28 protein-coding genes are annotated in these 26353 nt (G+C 66.8%); 14 read left to right on the top strand and 14 right to left on the bottom strand.

Annotated features, from left to right (window positions below; translation table 11 throughout):
- Positions 1–16: 16 nt before the first annotated feature.
- The 4 genes from atpA to QMG28_RS04280 form a co-directional block, all read right to left on the bottom strand.
- Positions 17–1555 (bottom strand): F0F1 ATP synthase subunit alpha, encoded by a 1539-nt coding sequence (gene atpA / locus QMG28_RS04295; RefSeq protein ID WP_281840916.1) that lies wholly within the window; start codon positions 1553–1555, stop codon positions 17–19.
- Positions 1556–1559: 4 nt separating this feature from the next.
- Positions 1560–2117: a F0F1 ATP synthase subunit delta gene (locus QMG28_RS04290; RefSeq protein WP_281840915.1), complete on the bottom strand. Its 558-nt coding sequence runs from the start codon at positions 2115–2117 to the stop codon at positions 1560–1562.
- A 270-nt stretch (positions 2118–2387) separates the two neighbouring features.
- Positions 2388–3137, bottom strand: a complete 750-nt coding sequence (locus tag QMG28_RS04285; protein WP_281841066.1) for a class I SAM-dependent methyltransferase — start codon at positions 3135–3137, stop codon at positions 2388–2390.
- A gap of 67 nt (positions 3138–3204) precedes the next feature.
- The gene (locus QMG28_RS04280; protein WP_281840914.1) at positions 3205–3855 is read right to left on the bottom strand and encodes a DUF938 domain-containing protein; all 651 of its coding nucleotides are present in this window, start codon (positions 3853–3855) and stop codon (positions 3205–3207) included.
- Between the two features lie 62 nt (positions 3856–3917).
- Here QMG28_RS04280 and gloB point away from each other — a divergent pair, with 62 nt between their 5' ends.
- The 4 genes from gloB to QMG28_RS04260 all read left to right on the top strand — a co-directional run bounded on the left by gloB (position 3918) and on the right by QMG28_RS04260 (position 9118).
- Positions 3918–4685: a hydroxyacylglutathione hydrolase gene (gene gloB / locus QMG28_RS04275; RefSeq protein ID WP_281840913.1), complete on the top strand. Its 768-nt coding sequence runs from the start codon at positions 3918–3920 to the stop codon at positions 4683–4685.
- A gap of 163 nt (positions 4686–4848) precedes the next feature.
- A complete protein-coding gene (clpA, locus tag QMG28_RS04270; protein ID WP_281840912.1) occupies positions 4849–7182 on the top strand; it encodes an ATP-dependent Clp protease ATP-binding subunit ClpA in 2334 nt (777 codons plus the stop codon).
- A 310-nt stretch (positions 7183–7492) separates the two neighbouring features.
- On the top strand, positions 7493–8524 hold the full coding sequence (gene rsgA, locus QMG28_RS04265) for a ribosome small subunit-dependent GTPase A (protein ID WP_281840911.1): 1032 nt from the start codon (positions 7493–7495) through the stop codon (positions 8522–8524).
- Between the two features lie 57 nt (positions 8525–8581).
- Positions 8582–9118, top strand: coding sequence for a TetR/AcrR family transcriptional regulator (locus QMG28_RS04260; RefSeq protein WP_281840910.1), 537 nt, complete (start codon positions 8582–8584; stop codon positions 9116–9118).
- Positions 9119–9130: 12 nt separating this feature from the next.
- Here the strand turns inward: QMG28_RS04260 and recO are convergent, their stop codons facing one another.
- Positions 9131–9856, bottom strand: coding sequence for a DNA repair protein RecO (gene recO / locus QMG28_RS04255; protein WP_281841065.1), 726 nt, complete (start codon positions 9854–9856; stop codon positions 9131–9133).
- Positions 9857–9930: 74 nt separating this feature from the next.
- Here recO and QMG28_RS04250 point away from each other — a divergent pair, with 74 nt between their 5' ends.
- Positions 9931–10542, top strand: coding sequence for a Pr6Pr family membrane protein (locus QMG28_RS04250; protein ID WP_281840909.1), 612 nt, complete (start codon positions 9931–9933; stop codon positions 10540–10542).
- Here the strand turns inward: QMG28_RS04250 and QMG28_RS04245 are convergent.
- From QMG28_RS04245 to lepB, 7 genes are all read right to left on the bottom strand, one after another.
- Positions 10532–10864 (bottom strand): DUF1491 family protein, encoded by a 333-nt coding sequence (locus QMG28_RS04245; RefSeq protein WP_281840908.1) that lies wholly within the window; start codon positions 10862–10864, stop codon positions 10532–10534. The genes QMG28_RS04250 and QMG28_RS04245 overlap by 11 nt on opposite strands.
- On the bottom strand, positions 10861–11769 hold the full coding sequence (era, locus tag QMG28_RS04240; RefSeq protein ID WP_281840907.1) for a GTPase Era: 909 nt from the start codon (positions 11767–11769) through the stop codon (positions 10861–10863). The genes QMG28_RS04245 and era overlap by 4 nt, the downstream gene beginning before the upstream one ends.
- Positions 11766–12350, bottom strand: coding sequence for a P-loop NTPase family protein (locus tag QMG28_RS04235; protein ID WP_281840906.1), 585 nt, complete (start codon positions 12348–12350; stop codon positions 11766–11768). Before QMG28_RS04235 ends, era begins: the two co-directional genes overlap by 4 nt.
- Positions 12351–12447: 97 nt before the next feature.
- A complete protein-coding gene (locus QMG28_RS04230) occupies positions 12448–12876 on the bottom strand; it encodes a group III truncated hemoglobin (protein ID WP_281840905.1) in 429 nt (142 codons plus the stop codon).
- Positions 12873–13331, bottom strand: a complete 459-nt coding sequence (locus QMG28_RS04225) for a hypothetical protein (protein WP_281840904.1) — start codon at positions 13329–13331, stop codon at positions 12873–12875. Before QMG28_RS04225 ends, QMG28_RS04230 begins: the two co-directional genes overlap by 4 nt.
- 3 nt (positions 13332–13334) lie before the next feature.
- Positions 13335–14015, bottom strand: a complete 681-nt coding sequence (gene rnc / locus QMG28_RS04220) for a ribonuclease III (RefSeq protein WP_281840903.1) — start codon at positions 14013–14015, stop codon at positions 13335–13337.
- A complete protein-coding gene (lepB, locus tag QMG28_RS04215) occupies positions 14012–14794 on the bottom strand; it encodes a signal peptidase I (RefSeq protein ID WP_281840902.1) in 783 nt (260 codons plus the stop codon). Before lepB ends, rnc begins: the two co-directional genes overlap by 4 nt.
- A gap of 284 nt (positions 14795–15078) precedes the next feature.
- Between lepB and QMG28_RS04210 the strand changes: the two genes are divergently transcribed.
- The 3 genes from QMG28_RS04210 to QMG28_RS04200 are packed head-to-tail and all read left to right on the top strand — an operon-like array spanning position 15079 to position 18236.
- Entirely contained in the window at positions 15079–16278 is a 1200-nt protein-coding gene (locus QMG28_RS04210; RefSeq protein ID WP_281840901.1) for an efflux RND transporter periplasmic adaptor subunit, read from the top strand.
- A 9-nt stretch (positions 16279–16287) separates the two neighbouring features.
- On the top strand, positions 16288–17031 hold the full coding sequence (locus QMG28_RS04205) for an ABC transporter ATP-binding protein (protein WP_281840900.1): 744 nt from the start codon (positions 16288–16290) through the stop codon (positions 17029–17031).
- Positions 17028–18236 carry an ABC transporter permease gene (locus tag QMG28_RS04200; RefSeq protein WP_281840899.1) on the top strand — a complete coding sequence of 403 codons (1209 nt, stop codon included), beginning with the start codon at positions 17028–17030 and terminating at the stop codon, positions 18234–18236. The genes QMG28_RS04205 and QMG28_RS04200 overlap by 4 nt, the downstream gene beginning before the upstream one ends.
- A gap of 22 nt (positions 18237–18258) precedes the next feature.
- Here QMG28_RS04200 and QMG28_RS04195 read toward each other — a convergent pair whose 3' ends face one another.
- Positions 18259–19221, bottom strand: a complete 963-nt coding sequence (locus tag QMG28_RS04195; RefSeq protein ID WP_281840898.1) for an acetyl-CoA carboxylase carboxyltransferase subunit alpha — start codon at positions 19219–19221, stop codon at positions 18259–18261.
- A gap of 137 nt (positions 19222–19358) precedes the next feature.
- On the opposite strand from QMG28_RS04195, the gene QMG28_RS04190 reads away from it, so the two are divergent.
- Entirely contained in the window at positions 19359–19952 is a 594-nt protein-coding gene (locus QMG28_RS04190) for a GyrI-like domain-containing protein (RefSeq protein WP_281840897.1), read from the top strand.
- Positions 19953–20008: 56 nt separating this feature from the next.
- Here QMG28_RS04190 and QMG28_RS04185 read toward each other — a convergent pair whose 3' ends face one another.
- Positions 20009–20965, bottom strand: a complete 957-nt coding sequence (locus QMG28_RS04185; protein WP_281840896.1) for an L-malyl-CoA/beta-methylmalyl-CoA lyase — start codon at positions 20963–20965, stop codon at positions 20009–20011.
- Positions 20966–21225: 260 nt separating this feature from the next.
- Between QMG28_RS04185 and dgcN the strand changes: the two genes are divergently transcribed.
- The 5 genes from dgcN (at position 21226) to QMG28_RS04160 (ending at position 26344) form a co-directional block, all read left to right on the top strand.
- Entirely contained in the window at positions 21226–22230 is a 1005-nt protein-coding gene (dgcN, locus tag QMG28_RS04180; protein ID WP_281840895.1) for an N-acetyltransferase DgcN, read from the top strand.
- A 60-nt stretch (positions 22231–22290) separates the two neighbouring features.
- The gene (gene dgcA, locus QMG28_RS04175) at positions 22291–23256 is read left to right on the top strand and encodes an N-acetyl-D-Glu racemase DgcA (RefSeq protein WP_281840894.1); all 966 of its coding nucleotides are present in this window, start codon (positions 22291–22293) and stop codon (positions 23254–23256) included.
- Between the two features lie 35 nt (positions 23257–23291).
- A complete protein-coding gene (locus tag QMG28_RS04170) occupies positions 23292–24155 on the top strand; it encodes a D-amino-acid transaminase (RefSeq protein WP_281840893.1) in 864 nt (287 codons plus the stop codon).
- A 104-nt stretch (positions 24156–24259) separates the two neighbouring features.
- A complete protein-coding gene (locus QMG28_RS04165) occupies positions 24260–25699 on the top strand; it encodes an OmpA family protein (protein ID WP_281840892.1) in 1440 nt (479 codons plus the stop codon).
- A 27-nt stretch (positions 25700–25726) separates the two neighbouring features.
- Positions 25727–26344 (top strand): helix-hairpin-helix domain-containing protein, encoded by a 618-nt coding sequence (locus QMG28_RS04160; protein WP_281840891.1) that lies wholly within the window; start codon positions 25727–25729, stop codon positions 26342–26344.
- Positions 26345–26353: the final 9 nt, after the last annotated feature.

Here is a 26353-nt window from a genome sequence, read left to right as displayed (position 1 = left end):
CCGGTCACCACCAAACTTACGCGAAGCCGTTGGCGTAAGCGTCGAGCGCGGCTTTGATCTTGTCGGCCAGCTCGTCTTTCACCTTGCGGTCGTTGTTGGTGATGTCGTCGAGAAGCGCCTTCTCGTTGGTGCGCAGATGCGTCAGCAGACCCTGCTCGAAGCGGCCCACATCCTTCACGTCGATCTTGTCGAGGTAGCCGTTCACGCCGGCATAGATGACGCAGACGATCTCGGCGTTGGTCAGCGGCGAGTATTGCGGCTGCTTCATCAGCTCGGTCAGGCGCGCACCGCGGTTCAGCAGCTTCTGGGTCGCGGCGTCGAGGTCGGAACCGAACTGAGCGAAGGCCGCCATCTCGCGGTACTGGGCGAGCGACAGTTTCACCGGACCGGCGACCGAGGACATCGCTTTCGTCTGGGCCGAGGAGCCCACGCGCGACACCGACAGGCCGGTGTTCACGGCCGGGCGGATGCCCTGGTAGAACAGCTCGGTTTCGAGGAAGATCTGGCCGTCGGTGATCGAGATCACGTTGGTCGGGATAAAGGCCGACACGTCGCCGCCCTGGGTTTCGATGATCGGCAGCGCCGTCAGCGAGCCCGCGCCGTGATCTTCGTTCAGCTTGGCCGAACGTTCGAGCAGGCGGGAATGCAGGTAGAACACGTCGCCCGGATAGGCTTCACGCCCCGGCGGACGGCGCAGCAGCAGCGACATCTGACGATAGGCGACGGCCTGTTTGGACAGGTCATCGTAGATCATCAGCGCGTGGCGGCCATTGTCGCGGAAGAATTCGCCCATCGCGGTGGCGGTGTAGGGGGCGAGATATTGCATCGGCGCCGGGTCCGAGGCGGTGGCGGCCACGACGATGGAATATTCCATCGCACCCGCTTCCTCGAGCTTCTTCACCAGCTGGGCCACGGTCGAGCGCTTCTGGCCGACAGCGACGTAGACGCAGTAGAGCTTTTTCGATTCGTCGTCGCCGGCGGCTTCGTTGTAGCTCTTCTGGTTGAGGATCGTGTCGAGCGCCACGGCGGTCTTGCCGGTCTGGCGGTCGCCGATGATGAGTTCCCGCTGGCCACGGCCGATCGGGATCATGGCGTCAACCGACTTGAGGCCGGTCGCCATCGGCTCGTGCACCGATTTACGCGGGATGATGCCGGGCGCCTTCACGTCGGCAACCGAGCGCTCTTTCGACTTGATCGGGCCTTTGCCGTCGATCGGGTTGCCGAGCGCGTCGACGACGCGGCCAAGCAGTTCGTTGCCCACCGGCACGTCCACGATCGAGTTGGTGCGCTTGACGGTGTCGCCTTCCTTGATGTCGCGGTCGGAGCCGAAGATCACGACGCCGACATTGTCGGCTTCGAGGTTCAGCGCCATGCCACGGATGCCACCGGGGAATTCGACCATCTCGCCAGCCTGGCAGCTGTCGAGGCCATGCACGCGCGCAATACCGTCACCGACGGACAGCACGCGGCCCACTTCGGCCACCTGGGCCTCCTGGCCAAAGTTCTTGATCTGCTCCTTCAGGATCGCAGAGATTTCGGCTGCTTGGATACCCATTGTCTTATCCGACCTCTTTCATGGAATTCTGCAGTGCATTCAGGCGCGAGCGGATCGAGCTGTCGATCATCTTCGAGCCCACTTTCACGACAAGACCGCCGATGAGGCTTTCATCGACGGCCAGATTGATTTTCACGTCTTTGCCCACCGACGCCTTGAGCGCCTTGGCGAGCTTGTCTTGCTGCGCCTTGGTCATCGCCTTGGCGGCGGTGACATCGGCGGTGACTTCGCCCTTGTCTTCGGCAATCTGGGCGCGCAGCGCGGCGAGCAGTTGCGGCAGCACGAAAAGGCGGCGCTTCTCGGCCATCACACCCAGCGCGCCCGAGAGCGCGGGCGAGAGTTTCATCTTGGCCGACAGGGCGGCAACCGCCTTGGCCATGTCTTGACGGGAATAGACCGGCGAGCCGATCATCGCCGAAAGCTCGGCACTGTCGGCCAGAGCCGCTTCAAGCGCGTCGAGGTCTTTTTCCACGGCGGCAAGCGACTTGCCTTCCTTGGCCAGTTCGAAAACAGCCGTTGCGTAACGCTGGGCGATGCCAGTCGAGATCGAAGCTTCGGACACGTCCACCCTTCCGATGTCTTTAGCCCCATCGTGCTCTGCCTTTGCAGAACGGGGCGGCCTCTTCGATGCCGCGCGGTTGCGAGCCATCTGAAATCGGCGTGGGTCTAGCAGAGGCTTCCCCGTCCCGCAACACTGTTGCGCAGGTTTAACGCCAACATACGCTTTCTGATCCCAAGGGGTTGCGGGCACAGCGCCAAACTGCGCGTTTTTGCCGCTCGCCCCTGCCCGGATTTTGGGCGGATTCGCTGGCGATTCCCTGCCCGTCCGGGCTCAGGTCTTGCGCGACGGTTCCGGCAGGCCGAGGCCCTCCAGCACGCTCAGCGGCCGTTTCACCCGCTCGCCCAGACCCGGGCGCCTGGGAGCGGGCACCTGCTTGGTCGCCTCGACCATCAGAACGCCACCCGCAAGCGCCATCGACAGCCGGCGCCCGGTGCGTTCCCAGACCGGCCCGGTCTTGAGCCAGAATCGCTTGTCCGATGGCGGCTGGAACAACGCGGCCGTGTGGCGTTCGACCGAAAAGCCATGCAGCCGCAATTGCGCTTCGAGCTGGCCGATGCTGAACGGGCGGCCGAAGCCGAACGGCGTGGTGTCGGAGCGCGACCAGAGACCGGCCCGGTTCGGCACGATAAACACGCCCCGCCCGCCCGGCCCCAGCGCCCGGTAGGTTTCGGCCAGCAGGGCATCGGGGCCGGTCGAGCCCTCCAGCCCATGCATCATCACCAGCTTGTCGACGGCGCCGGTGTCGACCGGCCAGAGCGCCTCTTCCGACAGCACCGACACATTGGGCATCCCCGCCGGCCAGGGCATCACCCCCTGCGGCGCGGGCATCAGCCCGATCACCCGGCGCGCTTCGCCCAGAAAGGGGCGCAGGAGCGGCACGGCAAAGCCGAAGCCCACCACCGTCTGCCCCTTCGCATCGGGCCACCAGGCGCGCAACTGCTCGCGCACGGCACGCTGCGCCGCGCGGCCCAGTGCGGAGCGGTAGTAAAAGGCTTTCAGGTCGCGCACATCGAGATGCATGGCGCGACAGTAACCCATCGCGGGGGATTCGCCAGAGACCAGATCGGCCCGTGGCCTGCCGGGCGGGTCAGCCCCGCACCAGCGCCACGATCAGGTTGTTCGCCGGCATCTCGATCACGGCCCGGCGGCGCAGCCCGGCGGCGGCGGCAATCTCCTCGATCCATTCGAGGTCTTTGTACCCCATCCCGGAATCCGCCGCCGCGAGGCGGGCGTGGAACGCCGCATCGCTTTCCGAGCGAAACCCGCCGCCGGTGCGAAACGGGCCATAGGCGAAGAACATGCCGCCCGGCACCAGCACCCGCGCCGCCCCCCGGATCACATTCGCCGCCGCCGCAGCGGGCAGCAGGTGGAACAGGTTGGCGAGATAGACAATATCGACCGGCAAGACCGCCCAGTCGGGCGTCGTCGCGTCGAGCCATTGCGCCACGCGCATATTGGCAATCCCCTCGGCAGCGCGCCAGGCATCGACGCTCGCAAGCCGCTCGGGCGCGATGTCGCTGGGCTGCCAGTCGAGGCCGGGGAAGGCCCGCGCGAGCGCCACCGCATGCTCGCCGGTGCCCGCCGCGATCTCCAGCACCCGGCCCCGTTCGGGCACCAGCGGCGCAAGCGCGGCGACGATGGCAGGCGCATTGCGCACGGCGGCGGGGGCGGAGAGCCGCCCGTCTTCCAGCACATCGGCATTGCTATGCACTGGCGTCATGCCCGTTTTGTTTACCATGTCATCATGTTGCACCTGCCGCCCGGTTTCGGCAACATCCGATCAATCGCAAGGAGCCCCGCATGACCCTTGAAGTCGAAACCGTCCCCTGCCTCGCAGACAATTACGCTTTTCTCGTTCACGACCGGAAGACCGGCGCCACCGCTCTGTTCGATGCGCCCGAAGCCTGGCCGATCCAGCGCGAGCTGGAAAAGCAGAACTGGCAGCTCACGCACATCTTCATCACCCACCATCACGGCGACCATATCGACGGTGTGGGCGAGCTTGTGGCCGCCTTCCACCCGGAAGTGATCGGCGCCGCGCGCGACGCTCACCGCCTGCCGCCGCTCGACACTGCGGTGGAGCCCGGCCAGATCTACGACATGTGGGGCCGCGAGGTGCATGTAATGGAGGCCTCCGGCCATACTGTCGGCCATGTCGCCTATTACCTGCCGCGCGCCGGCGCGGTGTTTACCGGCGACAGCCTGATGGCGCTGGGCTGTGGGCGGCTGTTCGAGGGCACGCCCGCACAGATGTGGCAAACGCTCTCCGGCCTCGCCGCCCTGCCCGACGATACGCTGGTCTGCTCCGGCCATGAATACACCACCGCCAATGGCCGCTTTGCCGCAACCATCGAGCCGGACAACGCCGCCCTCGCCCGCCGCAACGACGAGACCGCGCGCGCCCGCGCGATGAACGTGCCCACCGTGCCCTCGGCCCTGGCGCTGGAAAAGGCCACCAACCCGTTCCTGCGCGCCGCGCTGCCCGAGGTGAAGGCCGGGCTGGGTATGGCGGACGCGGCGGATGTGGACGTCTTCGCCCATATCCGCGCGGCAAAGGACAAATTCTGAGCGGCGCAGCCTAAATTTGCGGCCACTCGCATTCACGTGACGGCCTTTTTCACACAAAAGGCTTGAAGACGCGCCGAGAAACCCGAAGTCTGGTAGTATCGGAACAGGGTCGAATTCGCCCAATCCTTGGGCGACTTCCCAACGCGAACCAGGAGGGAACAAGGTGCCAGCCTTTTCCAATACGCTAGAACAGGCCATCCACGCAGCGCTCGCACAGGCCAACGAGCGGCGGCACGAGCTCGCCACGCTCGAACACCTGTTGCTCGCGCTCATCGACGAGCCCGACGCGGCGCGCGTGATGAAGGCCTGTAGCGTGAACCTCGAAGAGCTTCGCGCGACACTGGTGAAATATATCGACGAAGATCTGACCACGCTGGAAACCAATATCGAAGGCTCCGAAGCGGTGCCCACCGCCGCCTTCCAGCGGGTGATCCAGCGCGCCGCGATCCATGTGCAAAGCTCCGGCCGCACCGAGGTGACCGGCGCCAATGTGCTGGTGGCGATCTTCGCCGAGCGCGAATCCAACGCCGCCTATTTCCTGCAGGAACAGGACATGACGCGCTACGACGCGGTCAACTTCATCGCCCACGGCGTCGCCAAGGATCCGTCCTACGGCGAAACCCGGCCAGTGAGCGGCACACCGGAATTCGAGGAATCCGGCAGCGACGCCTCGGGCGGCGACGACGAACAGCAGGGCGACACGGCGCTCGGCAAATATTGCGTCGATCTCAACACCAAGGCCCAGAAGGGCGATATCGACCCGCTGATCGGCCGCGATTTCGAGGTCGAGCGCTGCATCCAGGTGCTCTGCCGCCGCCGCAAGAACAACCCGCTGCTGGTCGGCGATCCCGGCGTCGGCAAAACCGCCATCGCCGAGGGCCTCGCCTTCAAGATCATCAAGGGCGATGTGCCGGAAGTGCTGTCGAAAACCACGATCTACTCGCTCGACATGGGCGCGCTTCTGGCCGGCACGCGCTACCGCGGCGATTTCGAGGAGCGGCTGAAGGCCGTGGTGAACGAGCTTGAGGCCCACCCGGACGCGGTGCTGTTCATCGACGAAATCCACACCGTGATCGGCGCCGGCGCCACCTCGGGCGGCGCGATGGATGCGTCCAACCTGCTCAAACCGGCGCTGCAGGGCGGCAAGCTGCGCACGATGGGTTCGACCACCTACAAGGAGTTCCGCCAGCACTTCGAGAAGGACCGCGCGCTCAGCCGCCGGTTCCAGAAGATCGACGTGAACGAGCCCTCGGTGGAAGACACGATCAAGATCCTCAAGGGGCTCAAGCCCCATTTCGAGGAGCATCACCACATCAAATACACCAATGATGCGATCAAGACGGCGGTGGAACTGTCCGACCGCTACATCAACGACCGCAAGCTGCCCGACAAGGCCATCGACGTGATCGACGAGGCCGGCGCGGCGCAGCACCTGCTGGTGGCCTCCAAGCGCAAGAAATCCATCGGCGTGAAGGATATCGAGGAGATCGTCGCGAAGATCGCCCGCATCCCCCCGAAAAACGTCTCGAAGGACGATGCCGAAACGCTGCGCGACCTTGAGAAGAAGCTCAAGCGCGTGGTCTTCGGCCAGAACGATGCGATCGACGCGCTCGCCAGCGCCATCAAGCTGGCCCGCGCGGGCCTGCGCGAACCTGAGAAGCCCATTGGCAACTACCTGTTTGCCGGGCCGACGGGCGTTGGCAAGACCGAAGTGGCGCGGCAACTGGCCGACAATCTCGGGGTGGAACTGCTGCGCTTCGACATGTCGGAATACATGGAGAAGCACGCGGTTTCGCGGCTGATCGGCGCGCCGCCGGGCTATGTCGGCTTCGATCAGGGCGGGCTGCTCACCGATGGCGTCGACCAGCACCCGCATTGCGTGCTGCTGCTCGACGAGATCGAGAAGGCGCATCCGGATGTCTACAACATCCTGTTGCAGGTGATGGATCACGGCGAGCTGACCGACCATAACGGGCGGACGGTGAACTTCCGCAATGTGGTGGTGATCATGACCTCCAACGCCGGCGCGCAGGAACAGGCGAAAGAGGCCATCGGCTTCGGCCGCTCCCGCCGCGAAGGCGAAGACACCGCCGCCATCGAGCGCACCTTCAGCCCGGAATTCCGCAACCGCCTCGACGCGGTGATCAACTTCGCGCCGCTCGGCAAGGAGGTGATCCTGCAGGTGGTCGAGAAATTCGTGCTGCAGCTCGAAGCCCAGTTGATGGACCGCAACGTGACCATCGAACTCACCAAGAAGGCCGCCGAATGGCTGGCCGACAAGGGCTACGACGACAAGATGGGCGCCAGGCCTCTGGCCCGTGTGATCCAGGAGCACATCAAGAAGCCGCTGGCGGAAGAGCTGCTGTTCGGCAAGCTCACCAAGGGCGGGATCGTCAAGGTGGGCGTGAAGGACGGCAAGATCGACCTGCGTGTCGAAGAGCCGGAAAAAGCCCGCATCACCTCGAAGAAAAAACCGCCGCTGCTCACCGCCGATTGAGTGCGGCGCGGCAAACAGGAACGGGCCGGCCTCCGGGCTGGCCCGTTTTCGTTTCTGGTGACGGGAACTCCACCGGCTGCCGCCTGGTGGAATGCCCGGCGCCATATCCATGTCACCACCCCCGTCCCCCGCCGGACCATTCCGGCCCGATGCGCGATTTCGCACCGCGATGAAATGTGCTAGGCTGACCCGGTCAAAACGGAGCTTTGATGCTTGTCGCCTGAACCATAGGGGCGCGGCCATACCGGCCATCGCCCCACCGAACGGCGCCTATGGGCGCTTTCAACGTGGTTCTCACGAGGCTGAAGTATTGACACAACATTCCCTCTCTTCTTTGGGCTGGTCCGCCGATTTCCTGCGCCAGCTCGCGATTGACGAAATCGGCGTCCTGCCGCCCGCCCGCGTCAGCGCCGTTCACCGAGACCGGCTCGACGTGCTCACCGAAACCGGGTCCATGAGCCTGCATCTGCCGCCCGGCCTCACCACCGGCGAGGTCGCGGTGGGCGATTGGGTGCTCGTCGATCCCGACCGGGCCCGCGTCGCGCGCGTGCTCGACCGCAAAAGCCTGCTTCACCGCCGCGCCGCCGGGGTGGACGCGCGCGACCAGCTCATTGCCGCCAATGTCGACACGCTGTTCATCGCCACCTCGATGAATGCCGATTTCAACCCGGCCCGGCTGGAGCGCTATCTGGCGCTGGCCTATGACGGCGGGGTCGCGCCGGTATTCGTGCTGACCAAGGCCGATCTCTGCGACGATCCCGCGCCGTTCCATGCGGCGCTCCGGCAGATCGCAGCCGCCGTGCCGGTCGTCACCCTCGATGCGCGCGACGGAACGACGGTGCTGGCGCTGGCCGATTGGTGCGGGCCGGGGCAGACGGTGGCGCTGCTTGGCTCGTCTGGCGTGGGCAAGTCCACCCTGGCCACCACGCTCACCGGCGCGGAGATCGCCACGCAGGGTATCCGCGAAGACGATGCGAAGGGCCGCCACACCACCACCTCGCGGGAATTTCACCCGCTCGCGCAGGGCGGCTGGCTGATCGACACGCCGGGGATGCGCGCCTTGCGGCTCGCGGGCGTCGAGGCCGGGATCGACGCGGTGTTCGACGATATCGCGGAACTGGCCGGGCAATGCCGCTTTTCCGATTGCCAGCACGAAAGCGAACCGGGCTGCGCGGTGCAGGCGGCGATCACCACGGGTGCACTCGATCCCGACCGGCTTGGGCGCTGGCAAAAGCTGCGGCGCGAAGATGCGCGCAACGCCCGCTCCATCGCCGAAGCCCATGCCCATGACCGCGCCTTCGGGCGCATGATAAAACAGGTGATGAAGGACAAGCGGCGCTAGCTTGTACAAAACGGCTCCATACGCTATCGTATCTCTACGCATACGTATGGAGCCGTCATGCCTGACCCCAAACGCCGCCTCAGCGCCGATGACTGGCTGCGCGCCGGACTTTCGGCCCTGGCCAAAACCGGCCCCGAGGCGCTGAAAGCCGAGCCGCTGGCCCGCGCCCTCGGCGCAACGAAGGGCAGTTTCTATTGGCATTTCAAAGATGTACCGGAGTACCGCGCCCGCCTTGCCACGCATTGGGAAAAAACCGCAATCGCCGCGCTGTCGCAGGCCGCTGAAGCAAGAGCCACACCCGCCGAGCGGCTTCACGGCCTCGCCGCGATCAGTGGCGACAGAGCGCAGGAAGCCGCAATGCGTGCCTGGGCGCAGTTTGACCATACGGTGACGAATGCCGTTGCCGAAGTGGACCTTGCCCGCCTCGCCTATATCGGATCGGTGCTGCATGCGCTCGGCCTCACCAACCCCGATTTTCCCCGGCTGCTTTACAGCGCCTTTCTCGGCATGCAGGTGCTGCCGGGCGATGCCGCGGCGAATGACAGCGCATTGTCCACCCTCACCGCCGCGCTGCTGGCCTTGCAGGACGCCTGAGCGCCGCCCTGCTCAGCGCTTTCGGCTCAGCCGGTCCACCAGCCGGGCGCGGGCATCGGGCAAGGGCCGGTCGCCCAGCGAATGGGCCAGCCCGGTTTCAAGGAAGAAGCCCGTGGTGCGCAGCCCGTCGGCAAGCCCCGCGAGGTCGTCCGTCACCACCCCCAACAGCTCCGGCGGCAGCGGCAGCAGCCGGTCGGCCCATTCCCCCGCCCCTTCGGCGCTCACCGCGCGGCCCGATTTCGGGCTGACATAGGCAAGGTCGTCCGCCATGCCCGTGACCGCGCAGGCGGAAAGATCGAGGCCAAAGCCCAGCTCTTCCAGCAAGGCGAGTTCCCATTGCAGATACGCCACCGGCCAGGCCCCGGTTTGCCCCAGCAGATCGAACATCTGCACGCTTTGGGCATAGAGCCGGGGATGCGGCTCGCGCTCGGGCAGCGCGAAGGCGAGCAGCGCCGTCATCGCATTGAGCCCGGCCAGCGCCGCGCGGTCGCCCATCACCGCCGCCGCACGGCTTTTCAACGGCTCCACGGTGAAGGCACCGATATGTTCCTCGAGCCGCGCGCGCCAGCTCACGTCAAGCTGCGCGCCGGGCTGGAGCACGGGAGCGATCTTGCGCGAGGTGCCGCCGCGCACCACGCCCGCATGCCGCCCGTGAGCGGCGGTAAACACCTCGATGATCGCCGAGGTCTCGCCATGCCGTCGCACGCTCAGAAGCGTGCCTTCGTCGCGCCAGTCCATGCCCGCATCTTCCATGCCCCCGGCCGGCGCGCAAGGGATTGTACGGGGGCCGCAGCGCCACGATACTCGCGGCGATGACTCGCGCCCTCGCCACCCCCGCCCGCCTTGCCGCGGGCCTCGTCGCCCTCACCGGGCTGGCCGCGCTTGCGGCGCAATGCGCCGTGAGTCACGCCCTCACCGGCGGCATCGGCGCAACGCTCTGGCTGCTCGCGGGGTATTTCACCGTACTGACCAATGTGCTGGCCACGCTCAGCTTTTTCGTGATCGCCTGGCGCGGCGCGAGTCTCGGCCCATCCTGGCTCGCGGGCCTCGCCCTCTGGATCGCCATCGTCGGCGTGGTCTACCACCTGTTGCTGGCGCGGCTCTGGGCGCCCGAGGGGCTGGCCTGGTGGGCCGATCAGGGGTTGCACAGCGCCATGCCGCTGCTCACCCTCCTCTGGTGGCTCGCTTTCGCGCCAAAGGCCGGGCTGGGCCTGCGCGACGCTCTGCTGTGGCTGATCTGGCCGCTTGGCTACACGGCTTACGCGCTGATCCGCGGTGCCATCACCGGGCAATACCCCTATCCGTTCCTCGATGTCACCACGCTCGGCTATGGCGGGGTGGCGTTGAACGGGGCGGGGTTGGCCCTGGCCTTCTTCCTCGCCGGGCTGGCAGTGCTGGGCCTCGCCCGCGCGCTCACTCGCTGAGGCCGGGTTCGTCCAGCATATGCCGCCCGCGGGCATCCTCCACCTCGATCACCCACAGGTCGGGATCGAACCCGCGCTGTCGGGCGATAGCGGCGTCGACCTCGCACTCCGCGCCTTCGGCCAGCACATCCCATTTCCGCGTGCCCGCCAACAGATCGACGACGCGCTGATAAGCCACCGCCTGCCCGTCCATCGTGGCCAGCTTGACCAGAACGGCGCCTGCCGTTTCGTCGCCCCGCGCGACGACGTAGACCGGGATCCCCTCCGCCTGCAGCCGGGCGAGGTAGGCCCCGACCCAGATACCGGCGGCGAGCCGGCTCACGAATTGCCGTCCTTGAAATCCAGCCCCATCTCGGAATAGCGCTCGGCCTCTTCAAGCCAGCCGGGCCGCACCTTCACCTGCAAAAACAGATGCACCTTGCGGCCAAGAAACTCTTCCAGTTCGGCCCGCGCCGCCTGGCTCACCGCTTTCACCGTCTCGCCCTTCTTGCCCAGCACGATCCCCTTGTGGCCGTCGCGGGCGACGTAGATCAGCTGGTCGATCCGCACCGAACCATCCTTGCGCTCCTCCCAGTTCTCGGTCTCGACCGTGAGCTGATACGGGAGTTCCTGATGCAGCCGCAGCGTGAGCTTCTCGCGGGTGATCTCGGCGGCAATCATGTAAAGCGGCACGTCGGCGATCTGGTCTTCGGGGTAGAGCCACGGCCCTTCCGGCATCCGCTCTGCCAGCCAGGTCCTGAGCGCGCCCACGCCATGCCCCTTCTCGGCCGAGATCATGAAGGTCTCGGCAAAGGGGTAGCGGTCATTCATCGCCTTGGCGAGTGCAAGCAACTCCTCGGCTTTCACCTTGTCGATCTTGTTGATCGCCAACGCCACAACCTGCCCTCTGGCAAGTTCCCCCAAGCCTTCGAGGATGCGCTCGACGCCCTCGGTCATGCCGCGATGCGCCTCGATCATCAGCACCACCACATCCGCATCCGTCACCCCCGCCCAGGCGGCGGCCACCATCGCCCGGTCGAGCCGACGGCGCGGGCGGAACAGACCGGGCGTATCCACCAGCACGATCTGGCTCTCGCCTTCGAGAGCAACGCCACGAATGCGCGCCCGTGTGGTCTGCACCTTGTGCGTGACGATGGAAACCTTGGCCCCCACCAGCGTGTTGGTAAGGGTGGATTTGCCCGCATTGGGCTCTCCGATCAGGGCGACGAAGCCCGCGCGCGTGGTCATGTGGCGTTTTCCTTGGGTTCTCCGCCCGCGCCATATCCCATTTCCGCCAGCCGGGCCAGCACCTCCGCTGCAAGCCGGTCAGGCGGCTGGCGGGCATCGAGCCGGAGCACCGGCACGGTTTGCTCGGCCAGCCAGGTCTCATGCCGCAGCCGCGAGCGGCCGGGAAAGCCGGTATCGTCATATTGCGAGGCCCAGACGAGAAAGTTCGCGTGCACCCCCTCCATGTCGCCCCCCGGCGCGATCCGTTCGCCGAAGCGCCGCCGCTCCCGGGCCTTCAGCCGGGCCAGGCGCATCGCGGTCGGCGCGGTGAGGAAGACGATCAGATCGGCCCCGACCAGCAGCGGATCGCCCCAGCCGTCGATCGAGCCCGAAATGATCCAGCCGTCCTCGCCCATCGCCTCCTGCATCAGCGCGATCCGTGCCGCTGCCGGGCGTTTGTCGGTGAAGGGCGGATCGGTGGGCCGCCAGTAGAAATCGTCGGTATCGAGCAGCGGCACGCCCAGCGCCTCGGCCAGATGGCGGCCAAGCGTTGTCGCCCCCGTGCAGGCGGCGCCGGTGATGTGGAGTTTCGGGCCCGCCACGTCGAGCTCTCCCGTCCTACCCTGCGCCGATTATGCTGCATGTGCGAAAGAGCGCAAGGTGCGTTCCGCCGCAAGGCGCGCGCAACCGACGGGGCGGTCAGCGCAACACCGGCGGCGCGCCGCGAACCTGGCCGCGCTGGGTCACGCCATAACGCAGCCCCTGCCCGATCCTCTCGGCCAGCGCCGACATATTCGCGGCCTTCTCCGGGCTCAGCACTTCTGCTGCCGTGATGTGGAACAGATCGAGCCAGGTTGAAAACATGCCGGGCCGCACGTCCGGGTTTTCGACATGCACGCGCATCGGGTTGCCGTCATAGGCACGGTCCAGCCCCACGGCATTGCGCCAGAACGCGGCGATCTTGGCCTCATGCGCGCGCCATTCCGGCCCGTCTTCCTCGGCGATCGCGCGGGCGAAGATCGGCCCCAGCATCGGGTGCCAGCGGATGCGCTTGTAGAACAGCGCAACGAGCTGGTCGATCTCCTCAGCGGTGATGTCGAATTTCGGCAGCGGCGTCGCGGTGCTCATGGGGCCCCTTCCAGGCTGGCGGCGCGGGCAAGATCACGCGCCCGGCCAGTGCGCTTGAGAAGCGAGATAAGCTCGGCACGGTCCGGTGTGAAGACCTGGCGGCCATCGCCGAGGTCGATCGCCACCCGGGTTTTCGGCTGCATCGGCACCCAGCGCCCGCCCAGATGCTGCTCGGCCCAGACCATCAGCCGCGCCTCGATCCCGCCAAGCGGAAGCGACAGCGACTTGCGGGCGCGCTGGAGCGCCGTCGCCGGGCCGCGCGCCAGGTCAAGGCCCCGCGCCTCGGCCAGCCGCCGGGCATCGCCGGGCGAAACGATGACCTCGAACCGCGTGTAGCTCCCCGCCTCGCCACCAAGCAGCGCCACCGCCGCCGGGCCGATCAGCCACCACGGCTGATGCGCCTCGGCCAACAGGCCGCTCAAAAGCTTCAGTGCCGCCCGTTCGCCCGGTTCCATCGCCTATCCGCCCAGCCGATCCAGAAGCGCTTTCGCGGCCGCCTGTTCGGCAACGCGCTTCGAAGGCGCCCGGGCCGTCTCGGCCTCGCCATTGTCCAGACGCGCCTCGATGGTGAAAACGGGCGCATGGTCCGGCCCCTCGCGGCCCTTCTCGATATAGCGCGGCGGCTGCATCCCGCGCGCCTGCGCCCATTCCTGCAGACTGGTCTTGGCATCGCGGGCATCGGCCTCGACGGTCTCGACCCGCTTGCCCCAGAGCCGCAGCACCATGTCGCGCGCCGCATCGAAACCGGCATCGAGGTAGACGGCGGCGATCACCGCTTCCATCGCGTCGCCGAGCAGTGCCTGCTTGCGCCGCCCGCCCGAAAGCATCTCCGACCGCCCCAGCTTCAGCACCCCGCCCAGATCGACCTCACGGGCCACGTCGGCGCAGGTTTCCTTGCGCACCAGCGCGTTGTAGCGCGGCGCAAGCTGGCCCTCGGAGGCGGATTTGTCGGAGGCCAGCAGCGCCTCGGCCATCACCAGCCCCAGCACCCGGTCGCCCAGAAATTCGAGCCGCTGGTTATCGGGCCGCGTATCCGAGCCGAAGGAGCCGTGCGTGAGGGCGCGGATCAGGAGGTCGGGGCGCGCGAAATCGTGCCCGATCCGGCCCGAGAAGGCTTTGAGATCGGCCGAGAGCTTCATTCGACCTTTTTGAAGAAGCGGTCCGAACGCCAGGTCCAGAAATAGACCATCCGCTTGCCCGCCGCCGAGAACATCACCCGGTCGACCCGGCCGAGCAGATAGTCGAACGGCACCATGCCGACGCCGCCGGCGCGCTGGTCGAAGCGCGAGTCGGTGGAATTGTCGCGGTTGTCGCCCATGAAGAAGAAATGGCCCGCCGGCACGGTGTAAACATCGGTGTTGTCGGGCATGCCGGGATAGGTCTCGACGTTCAGCACGTCATGCGACACGCCGTCCGGCAAGGTCTCGGTAAAGCGGTCCTTCACGCAGATGCCGCCCTCGCCCACCGGCGCGTTGGCGCATTTCGGCACGGTCCCGAAACTGCCCTGACGCTCGAACACTTCCTCAAACGTGCCCGCGGGCACCTGCGCCGCGGCCTCGCCGTTGAGATAGAGGATGCCCTCTTTCATCTGGACGCGGTCGCCCGGCAGGCCGATCACGCGCTTGACGTAGTCGGTGTTGAGCGTCGGATGGCGGAACACGACGATATCGCCGCGCTCAGGCTCGCTGCCGAGGATGCGGCCCGGAATCGGGCACATCGAGAACGGGCAGGAATACTTGGAATAGCCATAGGCCATCTTGTTGACGAAGACGAAATCACCGATCAGCAGCGTGTCTTTCATCGAGCCGGTAGGGATGAAGAAGGGCTGGAAGAAAACCGAGCGGAACACACCCGCGATCAGCAGCGCCCAGAAGATCGTCTTGACCGTTTCCATGATACCGTCGTTCTTCTCGGCCATGATGCCCGCTGCCTCGTCCTTGTGTCAGGTCTCCGCGATATGGTCGGACGGCGGAGGGGAGTCAAGCGCAGGCAGGGCCGGGGCGGTGACGCCCGCCGCAAGATTGCGTCGATCTGACGCTGCGGAAGGCGCTGCTCTGGCGACGGATTCCCGGCCCGCCCGCGTTTTACGCATGTCAAGAATGCTTATATGCGCATGAGAGTGGAATTATGACCGACCGCCGTTCCGAAATCGAAGCAACCCTCACGAAAGCGGGGCACAGGCGCCATTGGGGGCGGTGGGGTGTGGTTGTGCTCGTCCTCGCGCTGGCCGCCGGCGGCTGGTGGTATCTGCAGGGCGGCGGGCAGGATGCCTCCGCTAGCGTGAGCTACCGCACCGATACGGTCACCCGCGAAGACCTTGAGGTGACGATCACCGCCACCGGCACGATCGAACCGCTCAACCTGGTCGAGATTTCCTCCGAACTTTCCGGCACGCTCATCGAGGTGCTCGTGGATTTCAACGATACGGTGAACGAGGGCGAGGTTCTGGCCCGGCTGGATACCACCGAGATCGACGCCCAGCTCGCCGTGCTGAACGCCAGCCATGCCGCCGCCGAAGCGCAGCTTGCCTCGGCACAGGCCACGCTCGACGAGGCGCGCGAGAGCCATGCCACCAGCCAGAGCCTGTTCGACCGGGGCGTGGTCACTCAATCCACCCTCGACAGCAACCGCGCGACCCTTGCCCGCGCCGAAGCCGCCTATCACGTGGCCGAAGCCAATGTCGCACTGGCGGAGGCGAATTTCGAGGCCGAGATCGCCCGCCGCGACAAGACCGAGATCACCAGCCCGATCACCGGCGTGGTGCTCGACGTGGCGGCCGAGCCGGGGCAGATCGTGGCCGCCTCGCTGTCGGCGCCGACGCTGTTCACCATTGCCGAAGACCTCAGCCAGATGGAACTGCAGGCCGATATCGCCGAGGCGGATATCGGCCAGGTCTCGGCGGGCGACAATGCCACCTTCACCGTCGAAGCCTATGACACCGCGGTTTTCACCGCGCAGGTGACGCAGGTGCGCTTCGCATCAGAGGAAAGCGACGGGCTGGTGATCTACAAGGCCATCCTGTCGGTCGAGAACCCCGATCTGCGGCTGCGGCCGGGGATGACGGCGGTGGCCGATATCGTCGTCGCGGAAGCGACTGACGCGCTGACCGTGCCCAATGCCGCGCTGCGCTACGTCCACCCACAACCGGCGGCACCGGAAGCCAACGCCCAAAGCGAGAATGACGGCGGCGGTGGACTGATCGGTATGCTGATGCCACGCCGCCCCGGCAGCAACAGCACCGGCGCGCGGGCCGACGGCAAGAGCCTGTGGGTGATGCGCGACGGGGTGCCGGTGCAGCTCGCCGTGGAAACCGGCGCAACCGATGGCAGCCGCACGGTTGTGGTCTCGGATATGCTGGCCGAGGGCGATCTGGTAATCACTGCCCGGCTTCTGTCGGATTAGGAACGGATCATGGCCGACACCGCCCCGCTCATCGAATTCCGCAACATCGCCAAGCGCTACGGCGAAGGCGAGGCCGAGATATTTGCGCTGGCCGGGATCGACTTTGCGATCGAGCGGGGCGAATTCGTCGCCATCATGGGGCCGTCCGGCTCGGGCAAATCGACGGCGATGAACATTCTCGGTTGCCTCGATACGCCCTCCGCCGGGCACTATCTGTTCGATGGGGTCGATGTGGCCGGGCTCACCCGCGATCAGCGGGCGCTGATCCGGCGCAACTATATCGGTTTCGTGTTCCAGGGCTTCAACCTGCTGGCGCGCGCCTCGGCGCTGGAAAACGTCGAGCTGCCGCTGATCTATCAGGGCTTGCCGCGCGACGAGCGCCGGGCGCTGGCCCGCGAAGCGCTGGCCCGCGTCGGGCTGAACGGGCGTGAGCATCACGATCCGTCCGAACTGTCGGGCGGCCAGCAGCAGCGCGTGGCCATCGCCCGCGCCCTGGTGGGCCAGCCCGAAGTGATCCTCGCCGACGAACCCACCGGCAACCTCGACCAGAAGCGAAGCCACGAGATCATGAAGGTGCTGGCCGAGCTGAACGATCAGGGCATGACCATCGTCATGGTCACCCATGAAGACGACATGGCCGCCTATGCCCCGCGCCACATCTGGCTGACCGATGGCAAGATCACCTCCGATGGCGCGCCCACCGGCCAGAGCCAGCACGCGGCGCCGGGCGATCTGACGGAGGCGGCGCAATGATCTGGGAAACCTTCCTGCTCGCGCTTCAGGCGATCTTCCGCAACACCCTGCGTTCGGTGCTGACGGTGCTGGGCGTGGTGATCGGCGTGGCCGCCGTGATCGCGCTGGTCACGCTCGGGCAAGGCTCGACCGCGCAGGTCACCTCCGATGTCGAAAGCCTGGGCACCTCGATCCTCACCCTGCGCCCGGGCGCGCCGGGCATGGGCCCGGGGCGCAGCGGCTCCGCTCCCGCCTTCACGCTCGCCGATGTCGACGCGCTGGCCGACGAACTGCCCTCGGTCGCCACCGCCGCCCCCTATGGCACCCAGAACGTGACGGCGCTCTATGGCAGCGAAACCATCACCACTCAGGCCGTGGGCACCGACAGCCGCTATCTCGACGCGACGGACTGGGAGATCGTCGCCGGACGGGCCTTCACCTCGGCCGAGGAAAGCGGCGCGCAATCGGTCTGCCTGCTGGGTAACACGGTGCTCGAAGATCTCTTTGGCGACGCCGATCCGCTGGACCAACGCATCCGCCTCGGCGCGCTCTCCTGCAAGGTGATCGGCGTGCTGGCCGAAAAGGGCGCGGGCAGCTTCGGGATGGACCAGGACTCGGTCGTGCTGATCCCGATGCGCACGCTGCAGACCCGGCTGATCGGCAGCACCGGCGTAAACTCGATCACCGTGGCCGTGGCCGATGGCTATTCGACCGACACCGCCACCGCCGAGATCGAAGCGCTGATGCGCGAACGGCGGAGCATCTCGGCCACCGAAACCGACAATTTCAACGTAATGGACATGGCGCAGATGGCCTCGATGCTGACCGCGGTCACCTCGACCCTGACCGGCCTGCTCTCCGCCGTCGCCGCCGTCAGCCTGCTGGTGGGCGGCATCGGGATCATGAACATTATGCTCGTCTCCGTCACCGAACGCACGCGCGAGATCGGTATCCGCCTCGCCGTGGGCGCGACCGCCGGGCAGGTGATGCTGCAATTCCTCGTCGAAGCGGTTGTGCTGTCGATCATGGGCGGCGTGATCGGCATCGCGCTCGGCCTCGCCATCGCCTTCTTCGCCTCGATGCAACTGGGCACACCCTTCGTGCCCAGCACCGTGGTCGTGGTGGGCGCCTTCGTCTTTTCAGGGCTGGTGGGTGTGATCTTCGGCTATTTCCCGGCCCGCCGCGCGGCCCGGCTCGATCCGATCGAGGCGCTCAGGTATCAGTGACGGGCGGGCACGCGCCGCACGATCAGGCGGCGAGGCCCTTGGTGCCCATATTCAGAAATTTGTCGCGGCGCTCCTTGCGCAGCGTGTCGGGCTTCTTCTTCATCAGCGCCTTCAGCTCGGTCTCGATGGCATGGCCCACCGACGAGACCGTCTGGCCCGCGCCGCGATGCGCGCCGCCGAGCGGTTCCGAGATGATCCGGTCGATCACGCCCAGCGCCTTGAGGTCCTGCGCGGTCAGGCGCAGCGCTTCCGCCGCCTCGCGCATCTTTTCGGCGTCTTTCCACAGGATCGAGGCGCAGCCCTCGGGGCTGATCACCGAGTAGATCGAGTGCTCCAGCATCATCACCGTGTTGCCGGCGGCAAAGGCCACCGCCCCGCCGGACCCGCCCTCGCCGATGATCACGCTCACCAGCGGCACCTTCAGGCTGAGGCATTTCTCGGTCGAGCGCGCAATGGCTTCCGACTGGCCCCGCTCCTCGGCGCCCTTGCCGGGATAGGCCCCGGCGGTGTCGATCAGCGTCACCACCGGCAGGCCGAACCGGTCGGCCAGATCCATCAGCCGGATCGCCTTGCGGTAACCCTCGGGCCGGGCCATGCCGAAATTGCGCTCGATCCGGCTCTTGGTGTCGTGCCCCTTCTCATGGCCGATCACCACCACCGGCATATCGCCCAGCCGGGCAAGCCCGCCCATCACCGCGTGATCGTCGGCAAAGTTCCGGTCCCCCGCAAGCGGGGTATATTCGGTGAACAGCGCCTCGATGTAATCCTTGCAATGGGGCCGGTCGGGGTGGCGGGCCACCTGCGTCTTGCGCCAGGGCGTGAGGTTCTTGTACAGGTCGGCCAGAATCTGCTCGGCCTTGCGGTCGAGCCCGGCAGCCTCCTTCTCGACATCCATTTCCTCGTTCGCCCGCGCCATCGCGCGCAGTTCTTCGGCCTTGCCTTCGATCTCGGCAAGCGGCTTTTCGAATTCGAGGTAATTGGTCATCGGCAACCCCATTACTGTCTGGGGCCGATATAAGGGGCGCACGGGGCCAATTGCAACTCGGCAAGATTTGTCGCGCCAATGCGAAGGGTTTAGGATCACCGCGCAGGGGCGCCCCGCGTGGCGCCGGAGGGTGGCAAATGACCAAGCTCGATCTGAAGAAGGCCGACCGCGCCTATTACACCGGCAAACAAGGCCGGTGGGACAGGCTGACCCTGCCCGCGCTCCCCTTCCTCGCCATCGACGGCAAGGGCGATCCGTCCGGCCCCGCCTGGGCCGATGCGGTGAGCGCGCTCTACGGCGTCGCCTATGCGGTGAAGTTCAGCGAAAAGGGTGCGGGGCGCGACTTTGGCGTGCCGCCGCTGGAAGGGCTCTGGTGGGCCGACGATCCTGCCGCCTTCACCGCCGGCGCGCGTGACGACTGGCGCTGGCGGGCGCTGATCCGGATGCCGGAGAGTGTGACCGAGGGTACGGTGACGGCGGCGAAGGAGAAGAAGGGCGTGGTCGCTCCGGTATCGCTGATCCGGCTTACCGAGGGCGACTGCCTTCAAACCCTGCACCTCGGCAGCTATGCCGATGAAGCCCCGGTTCTGGCCGATCTGCACAACCGGGTGATGCCGGACGCCGGGCTGACCTTTGCCGGTCCGCATCACGAGATTTACCTGTCAGACCCGCGCCGGACCGCGCCGGAAAACCTCAAGACCATCCTGCGCCAGCCGATCAGGCCGCTCTGACGAAAACGCCCGGGAATCCATCCCGGGCGTTTCCGATGCAGAACGGTGACGGGAGGTCAGCCGCCGACCAACTCGGCCATCCGCACGATCACCTCAGCCTGTTTCATCGAGGCGATGTCGATCAGCTTGCCCTTGTAGGTGGTGGCGCCGAGGCCGTTCTTCTTCGCCTCTTCCATCGCGGCGAGGATCTCGCGCGCTTCGGCCACCGCTTCGGCGGAGGGGGTGAAGACCTCGTTGGCGAGCTTCACCTGTTTGGGGTGGATCGCCCATTTGCCGACCATACCCAGCGTCGCCACCCGGCGGGAATGGGCGATATAGGCGGCATCGTCGGAGAAATCGCCAAACGGCCCGTCCACCGGCAGCACGCCATGGGTGCGGCAGGCGGCAACGATGGCCGACACCGCATAATGCCACGGATCGGGGTAGTTGGTCTGGCCCTCGTGGATCATGTAGTAGTTTTCCTGCGTGCCGCCGATGCCGGTGGTGGCCATGCCCATCGAGGCGGCAAAATCGGCATAGCCGAGGCTCATCGCCTGCAGGCGCGGCGAGGCGGCGGCGATGGCTTCCACATGAGCCAGGCCCGCCGCCGTCTCGATGATCACCTCGAAGCTGATCGGCCTGGTGCGGCCCTTGGCCCGTTCGATGGCGGTCACCAGCGCATCGACGGCGTAGATATCTTCGGCGCAGCCCACCATCGGGATCATGATCTGGTCGAGCCGGTCGGAGGCGTTTTCGAGCAGCTCCACCACGTCCTTGTACCAATGCGGCGTGTCGAGCCCGTTGATCCGCACCGAGAGATACTTGTTGCCCCAGTCGATCTCGTGGGTGGCGGCGATGATATTGGCGCGCGCCTTGTCCTTGTCGTCGGGGGCGACGCTGTCTTCAAGATCGAGGTTGACCACATCCGCCGCCGATGCGGCCATCTTCTCGAACAGCTCAGGGCGCGAGCCGGGGCCGAAAAGCTGGCAGCGATTGGGGCGGGCGGGGGCCGGGGGCTGGCGGCGGAACGACATGGGAAACCTCCGTATCGAATGGCTTTGAAAGTTTGTTTCGTCAGTTGCTCGGTGAGAGGTAGATTATTGCCCAACACACAGCAAGGCGATTCTCGCATCCGCAGCAAAAACGCGCCGCACCGCGGCGAATTCGGGGGCAGCATCCCGCATATTTGCCAAAATACGCAAGATTCTTCGAAGATGATTAATTCATGCGCATAACTACGCGATCTTCTTGCTCAGATGCTGGGCGATTCTCCCATCCAACTGTGGAGGCACATATGATTCAGACCCCCTATCTTCTCTTCCTCGGCGATGCGCCGGACCAACTCGCCGCCAAGGTGGCGCAGGGTATTCGCGACTGGCGCCCCGAAAACGCCATCGGGCAGTTCCGCATGGAGGGCTGCAAGGCCGATATGAAACTGCCCGACATGACCCTTGCCGAAGCCAGGGCCGCCGGCGCGAAAACGCTGGTGATCGGCGTCGCCAACCGGGGCGGCGTGATCAGCCCGGCCTGGAAAAAGGTGCTGGTGCAGGCCCTGGAAGAGGGGTTCGACCTCGCCTCCGGCCTGCACAACCTGCTTGCCGACGAACCCGATCTCGTCGCCGTGGCCGCGGCCACCGGACAGGCGCTGCACGATGTGCGGGTGCCGGAGGTGGACTACCCCATCGCCAACGGCGTGAAGCGCTCGGGCAAGCGCTGCCTGGCCGTGGGCACCGATTGCTCGGTCGGCAAGATGTACACCGCGCTGGCGATGGACCGCGAGATGCAGGCGCGGGGGATGAAATCGACCTTCCGCGCCACCGGTCAGACCGGCATCCTGATCACCGGCGACGGCGTGCCGCTCGATGCGGTGGTGGCCGATTTCATGGCCGGCGCCGTCGAGTGGCTCTCTCCCGACAACGACCCCGATCACTGGGATCTGATCGAGGGCCAGGGCAGCCTGTTCCACGTTTCCTATTCCGGCGTGACGATGGCGCTGATCCATGGCGGCCAGCCCGATGCGCTGATCCTCGCCCACGAACCCACCCGCGACCATATGCGAGGCCTGCCCGGCTACACCCTGCCCGGCCTTGAAGACCTGCGCGACATGGCGCTCACGCTGGCGCGGGTGGCCAACCCGGCCTGCGAGGTGGTGGCGATCTCGGTCAACACCCAGCATATGTCGGAGGACGAAGCCGCCGCCTATCTCGCCGATGTCGAGGCGCGCATGGGCCTGCCGGCGACCGACCCGTTCCGCTTCGGCGCCGGCAAGCTGGTGGATGCGCTGGCGGCGATCGGGTAGATGGGGGGCGCTGCCCCCCAAACCCCCCGGGATATTTGCGGCAAGATGAAAGGGTGAAAGATGCGCCTGACGGTGACCGAAGAGCGATTCCCTCTGGCGGAGGTGTTCACCATCTCGCGGGGGTCGAAGACCGAGGCCGCCGTGCTGACGGTGCGCGCCGGGGATGGCGGTGTGCAAGGCCGGGGCGAATGCGTGCCCTATGCGCGCTACGGTGAAACACTGGCGAGCGTGGCGGCTGAAATCGCCGGACTGCCGGAGCAATTCACGCGCGACGAATTGCAGGGGCTGCTGCCCGCGGGGGCCGCGCGCAACGCGGTGGATTGTGCTTTGTGGGATCTTGAAGCGAAGCGGGCCGGCAAGCGGGCCTGGCAGCTGGCCGGGCTCGCCGCGCCGGGGCCCGAGATCACCGCCTATACGCTCAGCCTGGGCACGGCAGAGCAGATGCGCGCCAAGGCGGCGGCGAATGCCCACCGCCCGCTTCTGAAAATCAAGCTCGGCACCCCCGACGACATGCCCCGCCTCGAAGCCGTGCGCGAGGGTGCGCCGGCATCGCGCATCATCGTCGACGCCAACGAGGGCTGGACGGCGCAGGTCTATGCCGATCTCGCGCCGCATCTGGTCCGGCTCGGGGTGGAACTGGTCGAGCAGCCGCTGCCGGCGGGCGAGGACGAGGCGCTGATCGGCATGGCCCGCCCGGTGCCGGTCTGCGCCGACGAAAGCTGCCATGACCGCGCCTCCCTGCCCGGCCTCAAGGGCAAGTATGACGTGATCAACATCAAGCTCGACAAGACCGGCGGGCTGACCGAGGCGCTCGCCCTGCGCGATGCGGCGCGGGCGGAGGGCTACAAGGTGATGGTCGGCTGCATGGTCGGCTCGTCGCTGGCGATGGCGCCCGCCGTGCTGGTGGCGCAGGGCGCGATGGTGACGGACCTTGACGGGCCGCTTCTTCTCGCCCAAGACCGGGCGGACCCTTTGCACTATGACGAGGCGGGCGTGCATCCATCCACGCCGGACCTCTGGGGATGACGAAGGCCCGACAGAGACAACAGAGAGGACGCGCAATGAGCCGCATCGTTTACGTGAACGGGGCCTATCTGCCCGAGGAAGAGGCCACCGTCTCGGTCTTCGACCGGGGCTTTCTGATGGCCGATGGTGTCTATGAGGTGACGAGCGTGCTCGGCGGCAAACTCGTCGATTTCGATGGCCATGCCGCACGCCTCGCCCGTTCGCTCGCCGAGCTCGACATGGTGCAGCCGATCAGCCACGAGGCGCTTCTGGCCGCCCATCGTGAGCTGGTGGCGCGCAACGGGATCGAAGAGGGGCTGGTCTATCTCCAGATCACCCGCGGCAATCCCGGCGACCGCGATTTCGCCTTCCCCGATCCCGAGACCACCACGGGCACGGTGGTGATGTTCACCCAGAACAAGCCCGGCCTCGCCGACAGCCCTGCGGCCAAGGTGGGCATGAAGGTGATCTCGATCCCCGATCTGCGCTGGCGCCGCCGCGACATCAAGACGGTGCAATTGCTCTACCCCTCGATGGGCAAGATGGCCGCCAAGGCCGAGGGCGCGGATGACGCCTGGTTCGTCGAAGACGGCAAGGTGACCGAGGGCACCTCGAACAACGCCTATATCGTCAAGAACGGCCGGATCATCACCCGCGAGCTCAGCCAGGACATCCTGCACGGGATCACCCGCGCCGCCGTGCTGCGCTTCGCCGCCGAGGCGCAGATGGAGGTGGAGGAGCGCAGCTTCACCATCGACGAGGCGAAGGAGGCCGATGAAGCCTTCGTGACCTCGGCCACCGCCTTCGTGATGCCGGTGGTCGAGATCGACGGTGCAAAGATCGGCGCGGGCACGCCCGGCCGGGTGGCCGCGCGTCTGCGCGAAATCTACCTTGAGGAAAGCCTGAAAGCGGCGATCTGAAACACACGCCCCCCGTGACAAAAACACGCGCCGTTTCCCCCTTGCGTTGTACCCGGGGCTGATGCCTGCTGTCCTGCAGACAGGGAGACCTGAAAGGGGGGAGGATGAGCAAGGCTCTGGGCGCGCTGGTTCTGGTCGCGGGCATAGCCGGGCTTGGCTATTGGGGCGCGCAGTCTCACGCCGTCTCGATGCAGGCCCGGATCGCCACCGCGGCGCAGCAGGCCGTGACCGGCACCGTGCATCCGATGGCGGTGCGGGTCTCTGGGCGAGACATCACCCTGACCGGCCTCGCCGACACCCGGACCGAGCTTGACCGCGTCATCGCCGGGCTCGATGCGATTCGCGGCCGCCGGGTGGTGAACGCGGGCGATGTCGAGGTGCTGCCCGACATCGCACCCTATGAGACGGCGCTTGCCAAGGGGGCCGACGGATCGCTCGCCGCCACCGGCTATGCGCCGAGCGCGGTGGCGCGGGCCGGCCTCGCGGCGGCGGTGCCGGGGGCGGAGGCCCTGCCCCTCGGCCATGGCGCGCCGGAGGGTTGGGGCGCGGCACTGGCGGCCGGCGGCGCGGCGCTCGGCCCGCTCGACGCGGGCAGCTTCGCGCTCACGGGCGGCACGCTCACCCTCAGCGGCACCGCCGCAACCCCGGCGGAAGACGCCGCCGCGCGCGGCGCGCTTGGCGATCTCGCCGGGTTCGACGCGGTGATCGCCATCGACGTGACCGATCCGGGCCAGATCGGCTTCACCCTGAGTTACGAGGCCGAAACCGGCTACAAGCTTGCCGGGATCGTACCGCAAGCGTTCGGCATGGAGGGGATAGCCAGCGCGCTCGGGCGCGATGCCATCGCGGGCGAGGTGGCAACCACCTTCGCCGATCTGCCCGGCCTGGCCGGGCGGCTCGACGGAATGGGCCGCTTCGCCGCGCTGCTGGAGAGCTATACGCTCACCGCCACGAACGATGGCGTCGCGATCGCCGGCGCGGCGCTGCCGGGGCTCGACGCGGATATTGTCTTCGGCCAGATCGCCGAGGCGTTCGGCACCATCGAGGGGCTGACGATCAGTGCGGGCGCGATGCCGCCGGAGGGGGCTGAACGGATGAATGCGGCAACCGGGTTGCGGCAGGTGGCCCATGGCGGCACCTGGATCACGATCCCCGGTTTCGAACCGACCAGGGCGCGCTGCACCGAGGCGGCGATGGCGCGGGTCGCGGCGCAACCGATCCGGTTCATGACCGGCTCGGCGGCGCTCGATCCCTATTCGCTCGCCACCGTCAACGATGTGGCGGGGATCGTCATGCTGTGCACCCGCGATCCGGGGATGCGGGTGGTGATCGGCGGCCATACCGATGCTGAAGGCGACGATACGGCGAATTACTCGCTCTCGGTCGCGCGGGCGCGGGCGGTGCGCGACGCGCTGATCGCGCGCGGCGTCGCGCCGGAGCGGATGACCGCCATGGGCTATGGCGAGACCGAACCGATCGCCGACAACGACACCGAAGAAGGCCGGGCCAGGAACCGGCGCACCACCTTCGACTGGCCCGGCTGAGCCGGACCGAGACCAGGAGTAGATCGCATGTTTCACGAATGGGGCTTCCTGATCACCGAAATGGTGATGCTCATCATTCTCGCCGCGCTCCTCGGGCTGATCGCGGGCTGGATCATCTGGGGCCGCTCGGGCGATGCCGGCAGCGCCAGGGCGGAGCTGGACGCCTGCCGCGCCGGTCTGCGCGACCGTGACGCCCGGATCGGCAAGCTGGAAAGCACGCTGGAGGCGGCCCGGGCCGAGGCGCAGGCGGCCGAAAAGGCGGCGATGGAGGCGGCGGCGGAGGTTGTCGCCGTGGCAGAAGCCGTCGAGGCCGACCACGGGGCGCACCCGGTTCACGGCGGCGGCGCGGGCGAAGGCCGCAAGCCCGCCACGCTCGCTGCCCCGCGCGATGGCAAGGCCGACGATCTCAAGCAGATCAAGGGCATCGGGCCGAAGCTGGAAGCGCTGTGCCACCGTCTCGGCTTTTATCACTTCGACCAGATCGCCGGCTGGAGCGCCGACGAGATCGCCTGGGTGGATGCGAATCTTGAGGGGTTCAAAGGCCGGGTGAGCCGCGATGGCTGGGTCGGGCAGGCCAGGGTTCTGGCGGCAGGCGACAGCACCGCCTTTGCCCGGCGGGTGCGGGATGGAGAGGTTTACGAGTGACCTGAACGC

This window comes from Sinisalibacter aestuarii (assembly GCF_027923545.1).
Lineage (GTDB): Bacteria > Pseudomonadota > Alphaproteobacteria > Rhodobacterales > Rhodobacteraceae > Sinisalibacter > Sinisalibacter aestuarii.
This window is presented reverse-complemented; position numbering and strand designations above follow the sequence as displayed.

What these genes read in the sequence shown, in the direction of transcription:
- dgcA (WP_281840894.1), top strand. Translation starts at nt 22,291, where the DNA reads ATGCGCCTGACGGTGACCGAAGAGCGATTCCCTCTGGCGGAGGTGTTC.
- QMG28_RS04205 (WP_281840900.1), top strand. Translation starts at nt 16,288, where the DNA reads ATGGCCGACACCGCCCCGCTCATCGAATTCCGCAACATCGCCAAGCGC.
- QMG28_RS04225 (WP_281840904.1), bottom strand. Translation starts at nt 13,331, where the DNA reads ATGGAACCGGGCGAACGGGCGGCACTGAAGCTTTTGAGCGGCCTGTTG.
- era (WP_281840907.1), bottom strand. Translation starts at nt 11,769, where the DNA reads ATGACCACGCGCGCGGGCTTCGTCGCCCTGATCGGAGAGCCCAATGCG.
- QMG28_RS04200 (WP_281840899.1), top strand. Translation starts at nt 17,028, where the DNA reads ATGATCTGGGAAACCTTCCTGCTCGCGCTTCAGGCGATCTTCCGCAAC.
- QMG28_RS04195 (WP_281840898.1), bottom strand. Translation starts at nt 19,221, where the DNA reads ATGACCAATTACCTCGAATTCGAAAAGCCGCTTGCCGAGATCGAAGGC.
- QMG28_RS04190 (WP_281840897.1), top strand. Translation starts at nt 19,359, where the DNA reads ATGACCAAGCTCGATCTGAAGAAGGCCGACCGCGCCTATTACACCGGC.
- gloB (WP_281840913.1), top strand. Translation starts at nt 3,918, where the DNA reads ATGACCCTTGAAGTCGAAACCGTCCCCTGCCTCGCAGACAATTACGCT.
- lepB (WP_281840902.1), bottom strand. Translation starts at nt 14,794, where the DNA reads ATGGCCGAGAAGAACGACGGTATCATGGAAACGGTCAAGACGATCTTC.
- QMG28_RS04160 (WP_281840891.1), top strand. Translation starts at nt 25,727, where the DNA reads ATGTTTCACGAATGGGGCTTCCTGATCACCGAAATGGTGATGCTCATC.
- atpA (WP_281840916.1), bottom strand. Translation starts at nt 1,555, where the DNA reads ATGGGTATCCAAGCAGCCGAAATCTCTGCGATCCTGAAGGAGCAGATC.
- QMG28_RS04165 (WP_281840892.1), top strand. Translation starts at nt 24,260, where the DNA reads ATGAGCAAGGCTCTGGGCGCGCTGGTTCTGGTCGCGGGCATAGCCGGG.
- QMG28_RS04230 (WP_281840905.1), bottom strand. Translation starts at nt 12,876, where the DNA reads ATGAGCACCGCGACGCCGCTGCCGAAATTCGACATCACCGCTGAGGAG.
- QMG28_RS04260 (WP_281840910.1), top strand. Translation starts at nt 8,582, where the DNA reads ATGCCTGACCCCAAACGCCGCCTCAGCGCCGATGACTGGCTGCGCGCC.
- recO (WP_281841065.1), bottom strand. Translation starts at nt 9,856, where the DNA reads ATGGACTGGCGCGACGAAGGCACGCTTCTGAGCGTGCGACGGCATGGC.
- rnc (WP_281840903.1), bottom strand. Translation starts at nt 14,015, where the DNA reads ATGAAGCTCTCGGCCGATCTCAAAGCCTTCTCGGGCCGGATCGGGCAC.
- QMG28_RS04250 (WP_281840909.1), top strand. Translation starts at nt 9,931, where the DNA reads ATGACTCGCGCCCTCGCCACCCCCGCCCGCCTTGCCGCGGGCCTCGTC.
- QMG28_RS04285 (WP_281841066.1), bottom strand. Translation starts at nt 3,137, where the DNA reads ATGCATCTCGATGTGCGCGACCTGAAAGCCTTTTACTACCGCTCCGCA.
- QMG28_RS04280 (WP_281840914.1), bottom strand. Translation starts at nt 3,855, where the DNA reads ATGGTAAACAAAACGGGCATGACGCCAGTGCATAGCAATGCCGATGTG.
- QMG28_RS04185 (WP_281840896.1), bottom strand. Translation starts at nt 20,965, where the DNA reads ATGTCGTTCCGCCGCCAGCCCCCGGCCCCCGCCCGCCCCAATCGCTGC.
- dgcN (WP_281840895.1), top strand. Translation starts at nt 21,226, where the DNA reads ATGATTCAGACCCCCTATCTTCTCTTCCTCGGCGATGCGCCGGACCAA.
- QMG28_RS04170 (WP_281840893.1), top strand. Translation starts at nt 23,292, where the DNA reads ATGAGCCGCATCGTTTACGTGAACGGGGCCTATCTGCCCGAGGAAGAG.